This window comes from Streptomyces sp. NPDC045695 (assembly GCF_056432025.1).
Map to the genome: position 1 here is coordinate 20,048 of NZ_JBWKJU010000029.1, position 19,064 is coordinate 39,111.

Here is a 19,064-nt window from a genome sequence, read left to right on the forward strand (position 1 = left end):
GAGGCCGTACATCGTGAACCCTCTCAGGTTTTCTCTCTTTGTCTCCCTCGCGCGGGGGAGATGGCTCATTCTCGGGCACGAAGACCGGGCGCGGATGCCGGTGTGATCGTGAACGCATGACGAGCTTCCCTGACCTGAGCCAGGTGCCGGGCGCATGAACGCGAAGGCGATAGAAGCCGCTCGGCGGTGGCGGCTGGCACGTCGCCCGACCGCGGTAGCCCCTACATGGGCATGGCCCGCGTACCTGTCCGCTCTCGCCCAACTGGTATACGTGGTGGAGAAGGGCTACTACGCGACCCAAGGACGCCTGGGCATCCCCGGTGGGCCACAGGTGAGCGCCTCGCAGTACGCCGAGACGGCGGATGTCGCGCTCACCCAGTGGACGCTGGCCCTACTTGGTCTGCTCTCCGCCGTCATCGCGCTCGCCGCCGTTCGGCCGTGGGGCGGTCTGGCGCCGCGCCCGCTGCTACTCCTCGGGGTGTGGGCAACGGGCGCACTGGCGGCGGTCAGTCAAATCCACGTGGCCCGGGAAGTCCTCTTCCCTTCCGGTCCCGGTGGATGGTCGCCGTGGGCCGCAGTTCAGGGCGTCGCCGCCCTCTGCCTCTGGCTGGCCATGGCCTGGATCTGCACTCGCCGCCTGGGACTGGACACCACAGCCGTGGCGAACACGGGGCGGGACACGAAATGACGGGAGTGATGGACACGCGGCCTGCGATGCGCCGCACCCTGTCAGTACGGCGATGGGCCGCCTACGCGACTTGTGTCTGGACCCTCGTCGGCTACGGGACGCTCAAACTCTATTGGGCGCTGGGCGGCACGGCGCTCACCTCCAGTGCTCCTTTGCCGCGGTCGGCCCGTGAGGAGCTCGTCGCGCAAACTCCCGGCGCGATCGCCGGCCACTGGATCTCGGTTGGCCTGGTCGTCGTGGGCGCGTTGGCGGCGCTAGCCACAGTGCGGCCCTGGGGACACGTGCTGCCACGCCGGCTCTTGACCGTGCCGATGTGGATCATCGGATGCCTCATGGTGTTGCGGGCGTGTGGCGTGTTGGGTTTTGGCTTCGTCGGTGACGTCATGGTGTTGACGGGCAGCGTTCACGTGGATCCGTCCGACGTGGGGATCGCGCGTCATCTGTCCCGTGTGGACCTGCTGCTCTGGTCTCCCTATTTTCTGGTGTGGGGTCTGCTGTGGGGTACGACCGCATGGGCTACCCCGGTGCGCCGGCCCCCTGTTCGCCCGTAAGCCCGGCCGGGCGTTCAGCAGGCCGGACCACGGAGCGTCGAGCGGCCGGGGCCCGGCCTGCTCGACGAGCTCGAGCCGGGTGCACCGCCCCGCGGGGGTGCTTTCCTCAATGCGTTGATCAGCACCCATGTTATCTTGAACACGTTCAATTGAACGCGTTCAAGGGGGGGTAGGGTGTCCGAGGTACAGCAGGTGGCGGCCCGGCAGGCGGGATGGGCCGTGGCAGCTGCGGTGGTCGCCGCAGTCGTAACCTTGATCGGAATAGTGATGTTCACCGCTGTCGCGGGGTACTTCGTGCTGACCGCGATGGCGGTCATCACCCCGCTCCAGCTGCGAGAACACCCCAAAGCCTTTGCCCGAGTGTGCATCTTCCTGAGCGCCGGGCTGCTGGCCTGGGCGGTGGTCGGCTTGGTCATCGGCATGTTCCTGTTCCTGCCAACAGCGGTGCTGCTGCTGTTCGCAGCCCTCGCCGACGCAGACAACCGTCCAGGGGGGTGGTGGGCGGCGAGTGCCCCGCTCGCGGCCGCGGCAGCCATGGCACTGCCTTCCGTCATGCCGCCGGACACGGGCAACGGGCCGCCTCCCTCTTTCCACGCAAACCTCGATTCCACCTCCCGGTTCCACGACCCGGACTTCAACAAGAAGAAGGCACGGCTGAAGGAGTTCGGAGCCACGAGCGTCTCGGTCGGCGAGTGGGCGGGTCGGCTCGAGCTGACGGTGCAGGTACCCGAGGGCTTCCATGAGGAGAGCCGGGCCAGGCTCGAGGAGCGGATCCGCCAGCTCCCAGGAGTCGTCGACCTGTGCTTCGACACGTACGACACCTGCCAGAAGGAGCTGCAAGGTTAGGGGGTGTGCGCGGGATGTGCGCGGGCCACGGCGCGGCGGCCCCACGCGGTGCCGGCCAGTACCAGGACGACGCCCGCGTAGCCGAGCGGGCCCAGGTGCTCTCCGCCGATCGCGATGCCGGCGAGGGCCGCCCACAGGGGCTCGGTGCCGAGCAGCAGGCTGACCCGGGAGGGCGAGGTGCGCCGTACGGCCCACATCTGCACGAAGAAGGCGAAGAGCGTGCAGAAGACCGAGAGGAAGGCCAGGCCGGCCCATTGCGCCGCACCGAAGCCCACGCCGGCGGCCCAGGGGCTGTCGCCCGTCCCCGGGAGGGCCGCCAGCAGGGCGAAGACCAGCACCGCGCCGCCGAGCTGCACGGTGGTCAGGGACAGCGCGTCGGCGTCCTGCACGGCCTTCACCCGGGCCATCAGCAGGACGTGCACGGTCCGCGCGCACGCGGCGCCGAGGATCAGCAGGTCACCGGAGGCGGGCGCGGTGAAACCGGCGCCCTGGGTGAGCAGCACGACCCCGCCCGCGGACAGCGCGGCGGCCGCGAGGAACGCGCCGGACGGCGCCCGCCTGCTCACCGCGGCCTCGGCGAGCGGGGTGAGGATCATGGTCAGGCTGATGATCAGCCCGGCGTTGGTGGCGGAGGTGTGGACGACCCCGTAGGTCTCCAGCAGGAAGATCCCGCCGAGTACGAGCCCCAGCAGCCCGGCGCCGCGCAGCTGAGCGGGGGTCAGCGCGCGCAGCCGTCCCCACCCGGCCACGACCAGGACGGGAAGGACCAGCGCGAACCGGAGCACGAGCACGGCGACGACCGTGTGCGCGGTGGTGACGCCCTTGGCGGCGAGGTAGCTGCCGCCCCAGACGACGGCGACGGCCAGCACGGGCAGATCGGCGAGCCAGGCCCGGCGGGGAACGTCCAGGGCGGGCGAGATCACGGTCATCGCGGTGTCTCCGACGGTTTGAGTGGTGGAGACTTCGGCGGCTCGCACGGATGCGCGCTCACCGTACCGGAGCCGATCATGGCGGTCGACCCTTTTCCGGTCCGCCGCCCCGCGCCCCGTAGCATCGGCGTCATGGCTGATCTCTACGCCCTTGACCTGGCGTTCGACCTGCTCGACGACACACCGGAAGCCGTACTGGCCCACGTGCGGCGTCAACTGACGGGGGACGGGCTCCTCGCGGCCCGCGGCCCGGCCGCGCGGGTCGCGGGCATGCTCGTCGGGGACCTCGGGCGGCGCCCGGACGGCGGCTGGGCCCTGACCGCCCGCCAGGAGGTCCACGAGGAACAGCTCCCGGAGCTGGAGGACCTCCTGCTGCTCCTCGCCCGCCACATCCGCCCGCCGGGCCCGGTCGGCCGGATCCGGCACTACGAGCACGAGGCCCCGGACCTGCTGGTCCTGCGCGAGGGCCGCGTGGTCCAGCTGGCCCTGGACCCGCGGTAGTTCAGTCGCCGAACGAGCCGAAGGCGGCCCGCCCCTTCGGCCGGTAGGTGTGGATGGCGGTCCCGGCCGACGTCGTGCGGGAGCCGGTCAGTTCGAAGGCCGTCGGCAGCCCGCCGGTCGGGAACAGCCGCCGCCCGGCGCCCAGGAAGACCGGGAACACCAGCAGGTTCAGCTCGTCCACGAGGTCCCGGGCCAGCAGCCACTGTGCGAGCCGCCCACTGCCGTGCACCTGCAGCTCCCCCTCCATCGCGTCCTTCACCCGCACGATCTCGCTCTGCAGGTGCTCCCCGTCCAGCACGGTGGCCGGCCCCCAGGCGGGCTCCTTGAGGGTGGTGGAGGCCACGTACTTCGGCAGGCGGTTCAGTGCGCCCGCCACCGGGTCGGCGGGGTCGTCGTGCTCCGGCCAGTACGAGGCGAAGATCTCGTACGTCCGCCGCCCGAGCAGGAACGCCTCGGTCCGCCCGAACACCTCGGTGACGAACTCCCCCATCCCCTCGTCGGCGAACGGCACGAGCCACCCGCCGTAGTCGAACCCGCCGCTGCGGTCCTCGTCCGGGCCACCGGGGGCCTGCATCACACCGTCGAGGGTCAGAAAGGTGGTGAGGGTCAGCTTGCCCATGTCTCTGCGCTCCTTGCTCGGTCGTCCTGCGGGTTCAGACTCCCGGACCCCGGAGAACTCATCGCCGCGGCGCGCGAGAACGCCGTGTCCGATTCCCGCCAGCACCCGCCCGCTGATTCCCATTTCATTGAAGCCGCAACCACTTAGTGGGCAATCGAGGGAGGAACACCATGGACGGCAAGGTGGCACTGGTGACGGGCGGCAGCCGGGGGATCGGGGCCGCGACCGCGCTGCGGCTGGCCGAGGAGGGCGCGGACGTCGCGTTCACCTACGTCAGCGACGCGCAGGCGGCGGGCGAGGTCGTCGGGAAGATCGAGGCACTCGGGCGGCGCGGCCTGGCCCTGCAGGCCGATGCGGCGGATCCGGAGGCCGCCGCGGAGGCGGTGGAGCGGGCCGTACGGGAGCTGGGGAGGCTCGACGTCCTGGTCAACAACGCGGGGGTCGGGGTCATCGGGCCCCTGGAGGGGCTGACGGCGGCCGACGTGGACCACGTGCTCGCGGTCAACGTGCGCGGCGTCTTCGCCACCACGCAGGCGGCCGCCCGGCGGATGGGCTCCGGCGGGCGGATCATCACCATCGGAACGTGCATGAGCCAGCGGGTGCCGGCGGGCGGCGGAACGCTCTACACGATGAGCAAGTCCGCCATGATCGGGCTGACCAAGGCCCTCGCGCGGGAGCTGGGCGAGCGCGGGATCACCGCGAACATCGTCCATCCGGGGCCGGTCGACACCGATATGAACCCGGCGGCCGGGCCGTACGCGGCGGCGCAGGCCGCGATGACGGCGCTCGGGCGGTTCGGCGCCCCGCGGGAGGTGGCGGCCGTGGTGGCCTTCCTCGCGGGACCGCAGGCCGCGTACGTCACGGGCGCCGAGTTCGCCGTGGACGGCGGGCACGCGGCGTAGCCCTCGGGCCGGGCGTGCGGGCGGGGGTGCAGGCGGCCGGGCGTGCGGCCGGCCCCGAAAGCAGCGCGCCCCGGGGGTGTCGGCCCCCGGGGCGCGGGTGCGGGTGCGGGGCCGGGGGCTCCGCCCCGACCCCGCGCCTCACACGTCGGCGCGGCTGGACTAGCCGCCCAGTTCCTGGTGGCGGGCGGCGTGCGCGGCGGCGCCGGCCTGCGTCAGGGAGCCGAACAGGCGCAGGCGGGAGAAGCCGCCGTCCGGGAAGATGTCGATGCGCACGTGTGTACCGACCGCCGGGGCGTCCAGGACGAAGCGGTGGTTGGTGTCGGGCTGCAGGCGGGTGCGCGGCAGGAACTCCGTCCACTCCCCGTCCTCGCCCGTCTTGACGGACAGGGAGGCCCAGCCCGCGGAGTTGCCCTTGAGGTACGCGGTGTCGATCTCGACGGCGCGGATCTCGGACTCGGCGACGAGCTGGTAGCGGATCCAGTCGTTGCCGTTGTCGCGGCGGCGCGCGGTCTCCCAGCCGTCGTCCATCTTGCGGGAGCGGCCCGGGTTGATGGTGTTGGTCGGCGGGGAGTAGAAGCGGTTGGACGCGTCCTCGACCGAGCCGCCGTTCTCCAGCGCCACGACGTCGAAGGTGCCGAGCGCGGCGAGCCACTTCGGGTCCGCGACGACCTCGCCGTACACGCGCAGGCGGGCGATGCCGCCGTCCGGGTGCTGGTTGACGCGCAGGTGCGTGAAGCGCTGCTCGGCGTTCACCTCGAAGCCGTTGGCGGCGTGGCCGCCGACCGGGGTGCGCGGGACGAGGGTCGTCCACTTGACGTCGTCACCGAGGAGCTCCTCGGGCGTGGGGGCGCCCTCGACCGAGGTGCCCTCGACGGATACGGCCTGCGGCATGTTGCCGCGGAAGTGGGCGGTGTCGACGACGATGCCGCGGATCACGCCGGGGGCGCCGAGGCGGACCAGGGCGTAGTCGTGGTCCTCCGGGGTGGGCCAGGGCTCGGTGGCCGAGACGCCGCGGCGGCGGCGGGTCTCCCAGCCGTCCATGACCTTGCCCTTGTGCCCGAAGTGCTCGGGGTCGAAGTGCGCGGCCTCGGCGATCAGCAGGTTCTCGCGCTCGGCGAAGAACTCGTCGTTGGCGAAGGTGACACCGGCGCCCAGCTCACGGGCGGCGAGGTTCGCGTACTGGGTGAACGGGAAGTCCGCGGTGCGGTAGTCCGCGTACGGGTCGCCGCCTCCGTACGGGTTCGCGTTACCGGTGAAGGAAGCCAGTCCAGTTGAACGCTGTGCCACTGTCAGTTCTGCCTTTCGAGGAGGAGGCCCGTGGGCTCGGTCGGGGTGCCGTGGTCGGCGATCTTCGTACCGCGCAGCCAGGTGGACTTCACGACGCCGTGCAGGGTCTTGCCCGCGTACGCCGTGACCCGGTTGCGGTGGTGGAGCTCGGCCGGGTCCACGGTGAAGGTGTCTTCGGGGGCCAGCACGGCGAAGTCGGCGTCGCGGCCGGCCTCGATCGCGCCCTTCTGCGCCAGGCCGGCGAGCGCCGCCGGGGCGGCGGACATCCAGCGGACGACGTCCTCCAGGGTCCGGCCGCGTCGGCGCGCCTCGGTCCAGATGGCGGGCAGGCCCAGCTGGAGGGAGGAGATGCCGCCCCAGGCGGTGGAGAAGTCGCTGGTCTTGAGGTCCGCGGTGGAGGGCGAGTGGTCGGAGACGATGCAGTCGATGGTGCCGTCGGCGAGCGCGTCCCACAGGAGGTCCTGGTTGGCGGCCTCGCGGATGGGCGGGCAGCACTTGAACTCGCTCGCGCCATCGGGCACTTCCTCGGCCGTGAGGGTGAGGTAGTGCGGGCAGGACTCGACCGTGATCCGGACGCCCTCGGCCTTGGCGGCGGCGATCAGCGGCAGCGCGTCGGAGGACGACAGGTGCAGGACGTGTACGCGGGCGTTCAACCGCTTGGCCTGGGCGATCAGATTGCCGATCGCGGTGTTCTCGGCGTCGCGCGGGCGGGAGGCGAGGAAGTCGGCGTACTTGGGGCCCGGGACGACGGGGGCGGCGTCGAGGTGGTGGGGGTCCTCGGCGTGCACGATCATCAGTCCGCCGAAGCCGGTGATCTCGGCGAGGGAGGTGGCCAGCTGCTCCTGGTCCAGCTCGGGGAACTCCTCGACGCCGGAGGGCGACAGGAAGCACTTGAAGCCGTAGACGCCGGCGTCGTGCAGCGGGCGCAGGTCCTTGACGTTGTCCGGCAGGGCGCCGCCCCAGAAGCCGACGTCCACGTGCGCCTTGGCGCGGGCGACCTCCTGCTTGACGCGCAGGTTGTCCGTCGTGGTGGTCGGCGGCAGGGAGTTCAGCGGCATGTCGAGGATCGTGGTGATGCCTCCGGCCGCCGCGGCGCGGGTGGCCGTCCAGAAGCCTTCCCACTCCGTGCGGCCCGGGTCGTTCACGTGGACGTGGGTGTCGACCAGGCCGGGGAGCAGGACGTCGTCGCCGAAGTCCTCCAGCCGGGCTCCGGCCGGTACCTCGGCCTCGTACGCCAGCACGGCCGTGATCTTCCCGCCGGCGACGGCCACCGAAGCGGCACGCGTCCCCTCGGGGGTGATGACGCGCGTCGAGCGCAGTACCAGTTCCACAGCCACGTCGGACACCGGAACCTCCCCATCTACTTCCACAGAGCGAAATTCAACGTTCTGTTGAGGGAGTCTTCATGGCGATCCGGGAGCAGTCAAGAGCGCCCGGAGGGGCGGCTGACCGATCTGGATCCCAGTTGGATGTTTCCACAGGATGGAATTATGATTTCGCTATACAGAATGTAGCTACCACCACCGGGAACGGGGAAGGTAACTTCCCGAGGACGTCCGCCACCCGGACACACCACCTCTGACCGGCGGTGACGGGCCCGACCCCAGCACTAGGGCCGCCGTCGGCCGCCGGGTAGGCTGCTCCCTTGCCTGCCAGCACCGAAAGGACCGCGCCGTGCCGACGTCCAGCGCCAGCACCACCGACGCTTCCTCAAAGACCCCTGCCGCCAGCGGTGGCGTCCAGTCCCTTGAGCGCGCCTTCGATCTGCTCGAACGCATGGCGGACGCCGGGGGCGAGGTGGGCCTCAGCGAGCTCTCCGCCGCCAGCGGTCTGCCCCTGCCCACCATCCATCGCCTGATGCGCACGCTGGTGGCGTGCGGTTACGTACGCCAGCAGCCCAACCGACGGTACTCCCTCGGCCCCCGCCTGATCCGCCTCGGCGAGTCCGCGTCGCGGCTGCTGGGTACCTGGGCCCGCCCCTATCTGGCCCGTCTGGTCGAGGAGACCGGCGAGACGGCGAACATGGCCCTGCTCGACGGGGACGAGATCGTCTACGTCGCCCAGGTGCCCTCCAAGCACTCGATGCGCATGTTCACCGAGGTCGGCCGCCGGGTGCTGCCGCACTCCACCGGTGTCGGCAAGGCGCTCCTCGCCCACACCCCCGCCGACGAGGTGCGCGCCCTCCTCGCCCGCACCGGGATGCCGGCGGCGACCGAGAAGACCATCACCACGCCCGAGGGCTTCCTCGACGCGCTGGAGCAGGTCCGCAAGTCGGGCTACGCGGTCGACGACAACGAGCAGGAGATAGGAGTCCGCTGCCTCGCCGTCTCGGTGCCGAACTCGCCGACCGCCGCCGCGATCTCCATCTCCGGCCCGGCGGGCCGGGTGACCGAGGCCGTGGCCGAGTCCTTCGTGCCGATCCTTCAGGGCGTGGCCGCCGAGCTGTCGGTGGCCCTGTCCAACCAGACCCCGGCGTAGGCCCCGTCCGGCGCGGACAATACGAAGGCCCCGGCGCCCCTCGGTGAGGGGCGGCGGGACCTTTCCGTGCCGTATGTGACCTGCCGTACGCCCCCGCGAGGGGGGCGGTCAGGCCGCCCGGGCGGGCTCCGGCCCCTGCGTCAGGCAGCCGTCGGTCATCGTCACCGTCCGGTCCATCCGCTCCAGGTGGGCGCGGTCGTGGGTGACCAGCACCGTGGCGGTGGAACGCTCGCGGGTCAGGGCGACCAGCAGGTCGAGGACCGCCGCGCCCCGCTCGTGGTCCAGGGCGCTGGTCGGCTCGTCGACCAGCAGCACCGCGGGCTCGTTCATCAGGGCGCGGGCGATGTTGACGCGCTGGCGCTGCCCGCCGGAGAGCTGGTGGGGACGCTTGTCGGCCTTGTCGGCCAGGCCCACCGCGTCCAGCAGCTCCAGCGCCCGCGGGCGCAGCTGCCGTGCGGGGCGCCCGGACAGGTGCCCCATGACCTGGAGCTGTTCGGCGGCGGTCAGCGAGGCCAGCAGGTTCGGCTGCTGGAAGACGATGCCGATCTTCTCCCGGCGCAGCGCCGACTTCTCGGCGGCGGTGAGGTGCGCGGTGTCCCGGCCCGCCACGACGACCCGCCCCGAGTCCGGGGTGACGAGGGTGGCGGCGACCGCGAGCAGGCTGGACTTGCCGGATCCCGACGGTCCGATCACCGCCGTCAGCGTGCCCGCGGGCACCTCCAGGCGGACCGCGTCGAGGGCGGTGAGCCGGCTCTCGCCGTCGGGGTAGGTGAGCGTCACGTCGTCCACGAGCAGGGTCATCGGGCGCTCCCCAGAGCGGTCAGCGGGTCTACGGCGGTGATCCGCCGGATGGACAGGGCGGCGCCCAGCGCGCCGAGCACGATCATGATCGCGGCGGGCCCCAGCACGGTGGCGGCGTCCAGGACGAAGGGCACGTCCCCGCCGCTGATCAGCGCGCCGAAGCCGGCGGCGAGCGCGGTGCCCAGCCCGGTGCCGAGCGCGAGCATGACCACGGCCTGGCCGAGGGCGTCCTTCAGCAGATACGGGGTGGAGGCACCCAGTGCCTTCAGGACGGCGACGTCCCCGCTGCGCTGGATCGTCCAGACGGTGAAGAAGGCGCCCGTCACCAGGGCCGAGATGGCGAAGAGGAAGCCGCGCATCAGCTGCAGCGAGCCGTTCTCGGCCTGGTACGAGCCGATGGCGCCCAGCGCCTCGTCGACGGTGCGAACCGCGGTCCCCGCGGCCCCGTCCGCGGCGGCGAGGTCGACGCCGGTCCCCGAGACGGCGACGACGGTGGCGAGGGTGTCGAGGGAGGTGCCGGGATTCCCGATGCGCTGCCAGTCGTTGAGGTCCATCCACACGACCGGGGTGTGGCTGTAGGCGGCGGTCCCGGAGACTGCGGCCACGGTCAGTTCGAGCGGGCCGATCTTCAGCGCGGCGCCTGCCGTGAGGCCGCCGAGCTCCTTCGCGGCCTTCTCCGCGAGGACCACCCGGCCCTGGGCCAGACCGGTCCCCTTCGGGGCGAGCGGGCCGGCCGGGTCCACGCCGAAGACCGAGACGGCGGCGGTGCGCTCACCCGATACGGCGTTGGTGGTGCGGATGCCGAGCGGCTCGGCGGACTTCACCCCCGGCCCCTTGCGCCACGCCTGCCAGGCCCTCTCGGTCACCTGCGAGCGGGCGAAGGAGACCTCCTGGTCCCCGGTGGGCGCGGCGAAGGCCAGGTGCGTGGCGGGCAGGCCGGTGACGGCCGAGACGTTCTCCCGGGCCAGGCCGGAGGTGAGCCCGGACAGCAGGCCGACCAGCAGCGTGATCAGCACGACGACCGAGCCCATGAGGGCGAAGCGGCCCTTGGCGAACCGTAGATCTCTCCATGCGACGAACATGTTCCCCACCTTGGTCTTCCGCGGGGACACAAGGCATCGCGCCACAGGAGCGATCCTGGTATCGAAGGGCGCACCGGGACATCAAACTTTTGGTTGACCGGGGCCGGTCCGCACCGACTTACGCTGGTCAGGCCATGACTGCACCGGACCCCCGCGCCCCTCGCGACCCCCGCGCCCCTCGCGCCCTCACGCCCGTGTCGAAAGTGCTGCGGCTGTGCCTGCACGCGCTGTTCCTCGCGCTGCTCGCACTCGCCGCCGGGCGGGCCGTCGCCGGTTCCGCGCCACGCTCCGGCTGGGTGGTGGCGCTCTGCGCGGTGCTGGCCGCCGCGTACCTGGGCGGCGTTCGGGTCCCGGCGGTGCACAGCTCCCCGCGCGCCGGGGCGCTGTGGCTGGCCGGGCTCGGGGCACTGTGGGCGGCGCTGCTCGCGCTCTCCCCCGACGGCCTGTGGATCGCCTTCCCGCTGTACTTCCTGGAGCTGCACCTGCTGCGGCTGCGCTGGGGGGTCGCGGCCGTCGCGGTGACGGCCTGCGCCGCCATCGCCGGCTACCTCGGGCACAACGGCCCCGCGCACGGCGGCGCGGTGAACCCCGGCGCCTTCCTGGGGCCGCTGCTGGGCGGGGCGGTGGCGGTGGCGACCGTACTGGGCTACCAGGCGCTGTACCGCGAGAGCGAACGCCGCCGCGAGCTGATCGAGGAGCTCATCGCGACGCGGGCCGAGCTGGCCGCCGCGGAGCGCAGCGCCGGGATCCTGGCCGAGCGCGAGCGCCTGGCCCGGGAGATCCACGACACCCTCGCCCAGGGGTTGTCCTCCATCCAGCTGCTCCTGCGGGCCGCGGAGCGCGCCCTCGGGGAGCCGGACCCCGCGCCGGGCCCGGCGGTGGAGCACATCGCCCGCGCCCGGGAGGCCGCCCAGGAGAACCTGGCCGAGGCGCGTCGCTTCGTACGGGCGCTCACCCCGCCGGACCTGGAGCACGGCTCCCTCGCGGCGGCATTGGGGCGGCTGTGCGCGGCGGCGCCGTGGCCCCGGGTCCGGTTCTCGCTGAGCGGCAGCCCGAGGGTGCTGCCGACGCCCTACGAGGTGGCCCTGCTGCGGATCGCGCAGTCGGCGCTGGCCAATGTGGTGCGCCATGCGCGGGCCGGGCGTGCCGAGATCACCCTGACCTTCATGGACGCCTCGGTCACGCTGGACGTCGTGGACGACGGGCAGGGCTTCGACCTCTCCGCGGCGGCGTCCCGTTCCGGCGCGGGCTCGGGCGACGGCGGCTTCGGGCTGCCCGCGATGCGCTCGCGTGCCGAGACGCTGGGCGGGCTGTTCACCGTGGAGTCCGACCCCGGCCAGGGCACCGCCGTGGCCGTCACCCTGCCGTTGCCGCTGGAACCCGTGGAGGCACCGTGACCATCCGTCTGCTGCTCGCCGACGACCACCCGGTGGTCCGGGCGGGGCTGCGTGCGGTCCTGGACACCGAGGCGGACTTCGCGGTGGTGGCGGAGGCCGCGACCGCCGAGCGGGCGGTGGAGCTGGCGGCACAGGAGTCCGTGGACGTGGTCCTGATGGACCTCCAGTTCGGGCCCGGCATGCACGGCTCCGCGGCGACGGCCCTGATCACGGCCCGCCCGGACGCGCCCCGGGTGCTGGTGCTGACCACGTACGACACGGACGCGGACATCCTGGCGGCGGTCGAGGCGGGCGCCTCGGGCTACCTGCTCAAGGACGCCCCGCCGGAGGAGCTGGCGGCAGCCGTACGGACGGCCGCGGAGGGTCAGTCGGCGCTGGCCCCGGCGGTGGCGCTGCGGCTCATGGACCGGATGCGGACCCCGGCGGAGGCGCTGACGAAGCGGGAGCTGGAGGTGCTGCAACTGGTCGCGGACGGCCTGTCGAACCAGCAGATCTCCAAGAGGCTCTTCCTCAGCCAGGCCACGGTCAAGTCGCACCTGGTGCACGTGTACGCGAAGCTGGGCGTGGACTCCCGTACGGCGGCGGTCGCGGCCGCCGCGACCCGCCGGCTCATCCGCACGCCGTAGTGGGCGTCGGGGGCGGGCCGGAAGTCCTCCGGCGGCGGGCCGGACGGCCCCTTCGGCGTCCCGCCCGCGTGGACGGCGGGCGGCTGGGCAGGCGCACTTCGCAGCCCCGTACCGACGGAAGGAAGGGATCGTGGCTCACGCCTCCTGACCCGCGTCCTTGCCACACTGCGCACGGGCATGCCCGCCGCGTGACCGCGGCGGCGCCGCCGGTGCCAGCTACCCAGCCGGTGATGCCATATGAGCCCCTTCGTCCCCCAGGACCCCGACACGCTGAAGCAGCTCCTCGCCCGCGAGGTGACGGCTTTGCGGGAGGCCGCCCGCCACGATGCGGGGGTCCGGCTCGACGAAGGACCCGCAGGGTCCGGGGCGCAGTCGGCCGGCGAGGTCGGGGAGTCCTGCCGGTGCGGTGCGGCGGGGCCCGGGCACGGCTGCGGTGACGAGGACGGGGAGCACGACCCGTGGGCGTGTGTCTGTGCGACGCTGCCCGCCATCCCGCTGTCGGCCGCGCTGTTCACGCCCGAACACGACGAGGCCGGACGGACGGTCGACTTCACCGTCACGGCCGGCAACCACGTCCGCGCCGCCGAGTGGCTGGAGGCTCCCGATCGCCAGATCGGCCGGCGGTTGCTGGAGGTCCAGCCCGGCGCCGCGGTCGGCGGGCTCGTCGGGGCCCTGGACTCCGTGCTGCGCACCGGTCGCGCCCTGAAGTCGTACGCCCTGGACTATACGGAGCAGCGCAGCGACGGTCTGCACCGCACGAAGCTCCTGTACGACGCGGCGGCCTGCGGCGGGAAGGTGCTGGCGACGTGGCGGGCGGCCCACAACCGCATGGAACTGCTCTCGCTCGACGCGCAGTACATCGCGTCCATGGGATGGGGCACCTGGGACCTGCTGTCCGGCGAGGTCACCTGGTCGGAGGGGTTGTCGTCGATCTTCCGCAACGATCCGTCCCGGCCCCTGTCACTCGCCGACCTGTGCGACACGGTGCTCCTGGAGGACGTACCGCGCTTCGGGACGTTCCTGCTGGCGCTGGTCGACGGAGAGGAGCCGCCCGGGGCAGAGATCCGCTTCAGCGTGCTCGGGGAGGTGCGTACCCTCCAGTTGGTGGGGCATCCGGTCATCGCGACCGACGGGCTTCCCTGGTCGGTGCACATCATCGCGCGCGATCTGACGTCCCAGGTACGCAGTCGGCAGCGGCTCGCCGCGACGCGCAGGCAGTCCGACCGGCTGCGGGAGCAGGCCGCCGCCGAGCGGCGCGTGGCCTCCGCCCTGCGGGAGGCGCTGCTCCCGACGCACTCCACGGAACTGGCGCAGGCGGGCCTGTCGGTGGCGGCCGCGTACCTGCCGGTGGAAGCGGACTCCGCGGTGGGCGGCGACTGGTACAAGTGCCGCGCGCTGCCGGACGGCCGGATCCTGCTCGCCATCGGCGACGCCTGCGGCCACGGGCTGAGGGCGGTCGCCCGGATGGCGCAGCAGCGGCACGCCCTCGCGGGTCTCGCCCACGCCCCGGGGACGCACGCGGGCCAGCTGACCACCTGGCTCAACGAGCTGCTGTGCGCCGACCCCGCCGCCGAGACCGCGACCGGGATCATCGGGCACATCGACCGGGGCCGGCGGTTCCGATGGGCGTGCGCCGGCCATCCGGCGCCGCTGCTGCTGCGTGACGGAGCGGCCTCGGCCCTGGACACGGCGCACCGGGGGCCCCTCTTCGGACTCCTGCCCGGGCACGAGTACGGGACCGCGACCGTGGAGCTTCGCCCCGGGGACCTGCTGCTGCTCTACACGGACGGCATGGTCGAGCGCCGGGGCGAGGACATCACGGACGGCATCGAGCTCCTGGGCAAGGTGCTGACGAGCTGCGGCGGACTCGGCCCGCAGGACGCCCTCGACCGCATCATGGAGGCGTGCACGCCCGAGGAGAACGAGGACGACACCTGTCTGCTCGCCCTGAGCGTCGGCTGACACGCAGGTCGGCGAAGTGGCCGCGGGGCGACGGGCGGTCAGGAATCAGGCCACCCAGTGCGGCCGTTCCACCGCCGGGGTCAGCGGGACGCCGTCGTGGAACGCCTGCGCGAGGAGCCGTACGCCCTCGTCCAGGCGGTCGGCGGGCAGCGAGTACGGGATCCGCAGGCGGTGTTCGAAGGTGCCCGGGTCCACCCCGAAGCGGGCCCCTCGGCCGATGTGCACTCCGGCGGCCGCGGACCGCTCGCCCAGCGCGGAGCTGACCGGCTCGCCCAGGTCGACCCAGAGCGAGAGCCCGCCCGGCGGCAGCTGCCAGGACCATTCCGGCGCGTACCGCTGGAGGGCGCGCACCAGGGCCTCGCGCTGGGTCCGCAGCTGCGCGAGGCGGGCGGGCAGGGTCCGGTCCAGGCCGTCCATCAGGGGGAGCGCGACCAGCTGGTCGAGGACGGAGCCGGTCATGTCGGCGGCGACCCGTACGGCGGTCAGCTCCATGATCATCTTTTCGGTGGCCCGGACCCAGCCCACCCGCAGGCCGCCCCAGTGCGTCTTGCTGAGCGAGCCGATGGTGATCACGTGGTCCGCGCCGCCGCGCGGCCCGAGCGAGGCCAGGGGCGCGGGCGCGGGAACGTCCAGGGCGATGTCGGCGATCGTCTCGTCGACCACCAGCCAGGTCCCGGTGGCCCGGGTGGCCGCCAGCAGCCGCATCCGCTGCTCCGGGGGCATCAGCGCGCCCGTCGGGTTGTGGAAGTCGGGGATCACGTACGCCAGCCGGGGCACCAGCTGCCGCAACGTGGACTCGGCTATCTCCATGTCCCAGCCGGCGTCGGAGACGGCGATGGACCCGGTGCGCAGCCGCGCGTGGCGCAGGGCGTCGAGGGCGTTGGCGTAGGTCGGGTTCTCGGTGACGACCCGGTCCCCCGCCCGGCACAGGAGGCCGACGACCAGCGCGAAGGCCTGCTGGGCTCCGGCCGTGACCAGGATCTGCTCGGGGCGGGTGGGCAGTCCGCGGCGGGTGAACCGCTCGGCGATCGCCGTCCGCAGCTCGGGCATCCCGAAGGGGTGGTAGCCCGGCGAGCGGGCGAGCCCCGGCAGCCTGGGGGCGGCCCAGGCGAGCGCTTCGGCGAGGCTGCCGTCGGGTGCGCCCATGGCGGCGATGGCGAGGTCGATGCCGGTGTCCCCGTCGGCGCCGTAGCCGCCCGCCCCGACGAGCGCGTGCGCCCCGACCGGGCGGTGGCCGTCGGGGAGCTCGGTCCAGGTGCCGGAGCCGCGCCGGCTGCGGACGTAACCGCTCTCGCGCAGCAGGTCGTAGGCGCCGGTGACGGTGGCCCGGCTGGCACCGACCGCCTCGGCGAGCTCGCGTTCGGCGGGCAGCCGTACGTGCAGGGCGATCCGGCCGTCGAGGATCAGCGTGCGCACGGCGTCGGCGAGCGCCCGGTAGCCCGGGCGGGCCAGCACCTCGGCGGGGAGCAGGGCGGCGAGCTGGCGGCTGCCGATGGTTCTGTCCGCTGTCTGGACCACTCGCCCGTTTGCCATGCCAACCTCCCCTGATTGGCTCTGACGGCCAGGCCAATCGAGGACCAGACTCGCTGTATTGGCCCCCGAATGGCAAGGAGAAGCCGAGATGTTGACCGACCGTGACGAACGCGCCCTGGCGAGCGCCGCCGAGAACCGGATCTCCCGGCCGCTGCGGATCGGGGCCGCCCTGGCCTCCGTACGGCGCACTCTGACACGGCGCTCACCGCAGGGCGTGCAGGAGCGAGAATCGGTGGCATGTCAGCCCAAGACGACACCCTCCCCGCCCACACCGCTCCACCAGTGATCGCGGGCCTGCTCCTGGCGGCCGGCGGCGGCCGGCGGCTCGGCGGGCGGCCCAAGGCCCTGCTCCCCTACCGCGGCCGCCCGCTGGTCGAGAACGCCGTACGGGTGCTGCGCGAAGCGGGCTGCGGCCCGGTCCACGTGGTGCTCGGCGCCGGCGCACCCGAGGTCCGCGAGCGCGCGGACCTGACCGGCTGCGTGCTCGTGGAGAACCCGGACTGGGCGCAGGGCATGGGCTCCTCCCTGCGCGTCGGTCTCACCTCGCTGGCCGGTACGGGCGCCAGCGCGGCCCTGGTCTCGCTGGTGGACCAGCCGGGCATCGGTCCGGCGGCCGTCGCCCGGGTCCGGGAGGCGTACCGCTCCCCCGCGAGTCTGGTGGCGGCGGCGTACGACGGGGAGCGCGGCCACCCCGTGCTGTTCGGCGCGGACCGCTGGGCCGACATCGCGGCGACGGCCACGGGCGACAAGGGGGCGCGCGTACACCTCGCACGACACGCCGAAGAGCTCATGCTGGTGGAGTGCTCGGACGTCGCGGAGGCCTTCGACATCGACACGCCGCCCGACCTGGCGCGTCTGCTCTGAGCACGGCGTGACGACAGTGGCACTGAGGGCCACCGACGGGCGGAATGTGTCGACCAAGAGAATCTCGACATCAACAAACCATTGAACTTCCACCATGAGGAAATTACTATCCACTGGTCAGAAACGCCCTGAACCCACAGACGGCGCCCGCGACCGTATCCCGGAACTCTCCACACCCGACGGCACTGCGTGCCGTCTCGCGCGAGCATTCCCCCGCGGCCGCCAGGCACCGCCGCTGAAGGAGTGACAGATATGTCCGCACCAGCGCCGTCCCCGCTGGCCATCGTCGACGCCGAACCCCTGCCCCGGCAGGACGAAGTCCTCACCGAAGCGGCTCTCGCCTTCGTGGCCGAGCTCCACCGGCGGTTCGCCCCCCGCCGCGCCGAGCTCCTCGCCCGCCGCGCCGAGCGCCGTGCCGAGATCGCCCGGACCTCCACCCTCGACTTCCTCCCGGAGACCGCACAGGTCCGCGAGGGCGACTGGAAGGTGGCGCCGGCCCCGGCCGCGCTGAACGACCGCCGTGTGGAGATCACCGGTCCGACGGACCGCAAGATGACCATCAACGCCCTGAACTCGGGCGCCAAGGTCTGGCTCGCCGACTTCGAGGACGCCTCCGCTCCCACCTGGGAGAACGTCGTCCTCGGCCAGCTCAACCTGATCGACGCCTACGAGCGGCGCATCGACTTCACCGACGCCCGCACCGGCAAGTCGTACGCCCTCAAGGCGGCCGACGAGCTCGCGACCGTGGTCATGCGCCCGCGCGGCTGGCACCTGGAGGAGCGCCACCTGCGGTTCGAGGGCGGCCCGGCCTCCGGCTCGCTCGTGGACTTCGGCCTGTACTTCTTCCACAACGCGAAGCGCCTGATCGACCTCGGCAAGGGCCCGTACTTCTACCTGCCGAAGACGGAGTCGCACCTGGAGGCACGCCTCTGGAACGACATCTTCGTCTTCGCACAGGACTACGTCGGCATCCCGCAGGGAACCGTGCGCGCGACCGTCCTCATCGAGACGATCACCGCCGCGTACGAGATGGAGGAGATCCTCTACGAGCTGCGCGACCACGCGGCCGGACTGAACGCGGGCCGCTGGGACTACCTCTTCTCCATCGTCAAGAACTTCCGTGACGGCGGCGAGAAGTTCGTCCTGCCGGACCGCAACGCGGTGACGATGACCGCCCCGTTCATGCGGGCGTACACCGAACTGTTGGTGCGCACCTGCCACAAGCGCGGCGCGCACGCCATCGGCGGCATGGCGGCCTTCATCCCGTCCCGCAAGGACGCCGAGGCCAACAAGGTCGCCTTCGAGAAGGTCAAGGCCGACAAGGACCGCGAGGCGGGCGACGGCTTCGACGGCTCCTGGGTCGCCCACCCCGACCTGGTCCCGATCGCGATGGCCTCCTTCGACGCGGTCCTCGGCGACAAGCCGAACCAGAAGGACCGCCTGCGCGAGGACGTCTCGGTGGCCCCGGGCGAGCTCATCGCGATCGACTCCCTGGACGCGAAGCCGACGTACGAGGGCCTGCGCAACGCGGTCCAGGTCGGCATCCGCTACATCGAGGCCTGGCTGCGCGGCCTCGGCGCCGTCGGCATCTTCGGCCTGATGGAGGACGCGGCCACGGCCGAGATCTCGCGCTCGCAGATCTGGCAGTGGATCAACGCCGGCGTCACCTTCGAGCACGAGGGCGAGCACGTGCTCGCCACGGCGGAGCTCACCCGCGCGATCGCCGCCGAGGAACTGGCCGCCATCCGCGCCGAGGTCGGCGAGGAGGCCTTCGCGGCCGGCAAGTGGCAGCAGGCCCACGACCTCCTCCTCCAGGTCTCCCTGGACGCGGACTACGCGGACTTCCTCACCCTCCCCGCATACGACCAACTGGTCGGCTGAGAACGGGTTTCGGCTGAAACGCACAGCAGTCGAAACCGCCGGCTCCGCCCCCGTCGCCCTACGGCGCGGGGGCGGAGCCGTTTGCGTTGCGGAAGGTGAGCCGCCGAACGACCGGTC

The 19,064-nt window shown here is 72.6% G+C and carries 19 protein-coding genes; 12 read left to right on the forward strand and 7 right to left on the reverse strand.

Translation table 11 applies throughout. The annotated features are described in order from the left end of the window. Positions 1 to 154 precede the first annotated feature (154 nt). The 3 genes from AC07DU_RS31395 to AC07DU_RS31405 all read left to right on the forward strand — a co-directional run bounded on the left by AC07DU_RS31395 (position 155) and on the right by AC07DU_RS31405 (position 2,085). A complete protein-coding gene (locus tag AC07DU_RS31395) occupies positions 155 to 688 on the forward strand; it encodes a hypothetical protein (protein WP_479115145.1) in 534 nt (177 codons plus the stop codon). Next, the gene (locus tag AC07DU_RS31400; protein WP_479115147.1) at positions 685 to 1,239 is read left to right on the forward strand and encodes a DUF3995 domain-containing protein; all 555 of its coding nucleotides are present in this window, start codon (positions 685 to 687) and stop codon (positions 1,237 to 1,239) included. The genes AC07DU_RS31395 and AC07DU_RS31400 overlap by 4 nt, the downstream gene beginning before the upstream one ends. A gap of 174 nt (positions 1,240 to 1,413) precedes the next feature. Next, positions 1,414 to 2,085 (forward strand): hypothetical protein, encoded by a 672-nt coding sequence (locus AC07DU_RS31405; protein ID WP_479115149.1) that lies wholly within the window; start codon positions 1,414 to 1,416, stop codon positions 2,083 to 2,085. Here AC07DU_RS31405 and AC07DU_RS31410 read toward each other — a convergent pair. Next, positions 2,082 to 3,014 carry a DMT family transporter gene (locus AC07DU_RS31410; protein ID WP_479115191.1) on the reverse strand — a complete coding sequence of 311 codons (933 nt, stop codon included), beginning with the start codon at positions 3,012 to 3,014 and terminating at the stop codon, positions 2,082 to 2,084. The genes AC07DU_RS31405 and AC07DU_RS31410 overlap by 4 nt on opposite strands. A gap of 132 nt (positions 3,015 to 3,146) precedes the next feature. Between AC07DU_RS31410 and AC07DU_RS31415 the strand changes: the two genes are divergently transcribed. Beyond that, a complete protein-coding gene (locus AC07DU_RS31415) occupies positions 3,147 to 3,515 on the forward strand; it encodes a hypothetical protein (protein ID WP_453374715.1) in 369 nt (122 codons plus the stop codon). A gap of 1 nt (position 3,516) precedes the next feature. Here the strand turns inward: AC07DU_RS31415 and AC07DU_RS31420 are convergent, their stop codons facing one another. Continuing rightward, complete coding sequence (locus AC07DU_RS31420) at positions 3,517 to 4,134, reverse strand: dihydrofolate reductase family protein (RefSeq protein WP_479115151.1); 618 nt, start codon at positions 4,132 to 4,134, stop codon at positions 3,517 to 3,519. A gap of 170 nt (positions 4,135 to 4,304) precedes the next feature. Between AC07DU_RS31420 and AC07DU_RS31425 the strand changes: the two genes are divergently transcribed. Next, entirely contained in the window at positions 4,305 to 5,036 is a 732-nt protein-coding gene (locus AC07DU_RS31425) for an SDR family NAD(P)-dependent oxidoreductase (protein ID WP_479115153.1), read from the forward strand. A 159-nt stretch (positions 5,037 to 5,195) separates the two neighbouring features. On the opposite strand, the gene alc is transcribed toward AC07DU_RS31425, so the two are convergent. Both alc and allB read right to left on the reverse strand, forming a co-directional pair. Then, on the reverse strand, positions 5,196 to 6,323 hold the full coding sequence (gene alc, locus AC07DU_RS31430; protein WP_453374713.1) for an allantoicase: 1,128 nt from the start codon (positions 6,321 to 6,323) through the stop codon (positions 5,196 to 5,198). Positions 6,324 to 6,325: 2 nt separating this feature from the next. Further along, positions 6,326 to 7,660: an allantoinase AllB gene (gene allB, locus AC07DU_RS31435; RefSeq protein WP_453374726.1), complete on the reverse strand. Its 1,335-nt coding sequence runs from the start codon at positions 7,658 to 7,660 to the stop codon at positions 6,326 to 6,328. 337 nt (positions 7,661 to 7,997) lie between these two features. Here allB and AC07DU_RS31440 point away from each other — a divergent pair, with 337 nt between their 5' ends. Next, complete coding sequence (locus tag AC07DU_RS31440; RefSeq protein WP_361947551.1) at positions 7,998 to 8,801, forward strand: IclR family transcriptional regulator; 804 nt, start codon at positions 7,998 to 8,000, stop codon at positions 8,799 to 8,801. A 108-nt stretch (positions 8,802 to 8,909) separates the two neighbouring features. Here AC07DU_RS31440 and AC07DU_RS31445 read toward each other — a convergent pair whose 3' ends face one another. Both AC07DU_RS31445 and AC07DU_RS31450 read right to left on the reverse strand, forming a co-directional pair. Continuing rightward, positions 8,910 to 9,602, reverse strand: coding sequence for an ABC transporter ATP-binding protein (locus AC07DU_RS31445; protein WP_479115155.1), 693 nt, complete (start codon positions 9,600 to 9,602; stop codon positions 8,910 to 8,912). Next, positions 9,599 to 10,684: an ABC transporter permease gene (locus AC07DU_RS31450; protein ID WP_479115157.1), complete on the reverse strand. Its 1,086-nt coding sequence runs from the start codon at positions 10,682 to 10,684 to the stop codon at positions 9,599 to 9,601. The genes AC07DU_RS31445 and AC07DU_RS31450 overlap by 4 nt, the downstream gene beginning before the upstream one ends. Positions 10,685 to 10,818: 134 nt before the next feature. On the opposite strand from AC07DU_RS31450, the gene AC07DU_RS31455 reads away from it, so the two are divergent. The 3 genes from AC07DU_RS31455 (at position 10,819) to AC07DU_RS31465 (ending at position 14,669) form a co-directional block, all read left to right on the forward strand. After that, complete coding sequence (locus tag AC07DU_RS31455; protein ID WP_479115159.1) at positions 10,819 to 12,081, forward strand: sensor histidine kinase; 1,263 nt, start codon at positions 10,819 to 10,821, stop codon at positions 12,079 to 12,081. Further along, the gene (locus tag AC07DU_RS31460; protein WP_479115161.1) at positions 12,078 to 12,707 is read left to right on the forward strand and encodes a response regulator; all 630 of its coding nucleotides are present in this window, start codon (positions 12,078 to 12,080) and stop codon (positions 12,705 to 12,707) included. Before AC07DU_RS31455 ends, AC07DU_RS31460 begins: the two co-directional genes overlap by 4 nt. Positions 12,708 to 12,944: 237 nt before the next feature. After that, positions 12,945 to 14,669, forward strand: a complete 1,725-nt coding sequence (locus AC07DU_RS31465; RefSeq protein WP_479115163.1) for a PP2C family protein-serine/threonine phosphatase — start codon at positions 12,945 to 12,947, stop codon at positions 14,667 to 14,669. Positions 14,670 to 14,714: 45 nt separating this feature from the next. Here the strand turns inward: AC07DU_RS31465 and yczR are convergent, their stop codons facing one another. Further along, entirely contained in the window at positions 14,715 to 16,202 is a 1,488-nt protein-coding gene (gene yczR / locus AC07DU_RS31470; RefSeq protein ID WP_479115165.1) for a MocR-like transcription factor YczR, read from the reverse strand. 88 nt (positions 16,203 to 16,290) lie between these two features. Here yczR and AC07DU_RS31475 point away from each other — a divergent pair, with 88 nt between their 5' ends. From AC07DU_RS31475 to aceB, 3 genes are all read left to right on the forward strand, one after another. After that, entirely contained in the window at positions 16,291 to 16,488 is a 198-nt protein-coding gene (locus tag AC07DU_RS31475; protein ID WP_479027968.1) for a hypothetical protein, read from the forward strand. Continuing rightward, complete coding sequence (locus AC07DU_RS31480; protein WP_453374708.1) at positions 16,440 to 17,066, forward strand: nucleotidyltransferase family protein; 627 nt, start codon at positions 16,440 to 16,442, stop codon at positions 17,064 to 17,066. Before AC07DU_RS31475 ends, AC07DU_RS31480 begins: the two co-directional genes overlap by 49 nt. Before the next feature lie 252 nt (positions 17,067 to 17,318). Then, positions 17,319 to 18,947, forward strand: a complete 1,629-nt coding sequence (gene aceB, locus AC07DU_RS31485) for a malate synthase A (RefSeq protein WP_366864157.1) — start codon at positions 17,319 to 17,321, stop codon at positions 18,945 to 18,947. Positions 18,948 to 19,064 lie beyond the last annotated feature (117 nt).

Excerpts from the sequence above, each read along its gene's own strand:
- AC07DU_RS31395 (WP_479115145.1), top strand. The coding sequence starts at position 155 with ATGAACGCGAAGGCGATAGAAGCCGCTCGGCGGTGGCGGCTGGCACGT.
- AC07DU_RS31400 (WP_479115147.1), top strand. The coding sequence starts at position 685 with ATGACGGGAGTGATGGACACGCGGCCTGCGATGCGCCGCACCCTGTCA.
- AC07DU_RS31410 (WP_479115191.1), bottom strand. The coding sequence starts at position 3,014 with ATGACCGTGATCTCGCCCGCCCTGGACGTTCCCCGCCGGGCCTGGCTC.
- AC07DU_RS31415 (WP_453374715.1), top strand. The coding sequence starts at position 3,147 with ATGGCTGATCTCTACGCCCTTGACCTGGCGTTCGACCTGCTCGACGAC.
- AC07DU_RS31420 (WP_479115151.1), bottom strand. The coding sequence starts at position 4,134 with ATGGGCAAGCTGACCCTCACCACCTTTCTGACCCTCGACGGTGTGATG.
- AC07DU_RS31425 (WP_479115153.1), top strand. The coding sequence starts at position 4,305 with ATGGACGGCAAGGTGGCACTGGTGACGGGCGGCAGCCGGGGGATCGGG.
- AC07DU_RS31445 (WP_479115155.1), bottom strand. The coding sequence starts at position 9,602 with ATGACCCTGCTCGTGGACGACGTGACGCTCACCTACCCCGACGGCGAG.
- AC07DU_RS31450 (WP_479115157.1), bottom strand. The coding sequence starts at position 10,684 with ATGTTCGTCGCATGGAGAGATCTACGGTTCGCCAAGGGCCGCTTCGCC.
- AC07DU_RS31455 (WP_479115159.1), top strand. The coding sequence starts at position 10,819 with ATGACTGCACCGGACCCCCGCGCCCCTCGCGACCCCCGCGCCCCTCGC.
- AC07DU_RS31465 (WP_479115163.1), top strand. The coding sequence starts at position 12,945 with ATGAGCCCCTTCGTCCCCCAGGACCCCGACACGCTGAAGCAGCTCCTC.
- yczR (WP_479115165.1), bottom strand. The coding sequence starts at position 16,202 with ATGGCAAACGGGCGAGTGGTCCAGACAGCGGACAGAACCATCGGCAGC.
- AC07DU_RS31475 (WP_479027968.1), top strand. The coding sequence starts at position 16,291 with ATGTTGACCGACCGTGACGAACGCGCCCTGGCGAGCGCCGCCGAGAAC.
- AC07DU_RS31480 (WP_453374708.1), top strand. The coding sequence starts at position 16,440 with ATGTCAGCCCAAGACGACACCCTCCCCGCCCACACCGCTCCACCAGTG.
- aceB (WP_366864157.1), top strand. The coding sequence starts at position 17,319 with ATGTCCGCACCAGCGCCGTCCCCGCTGGCCATCGTCGACGCCGAACCC.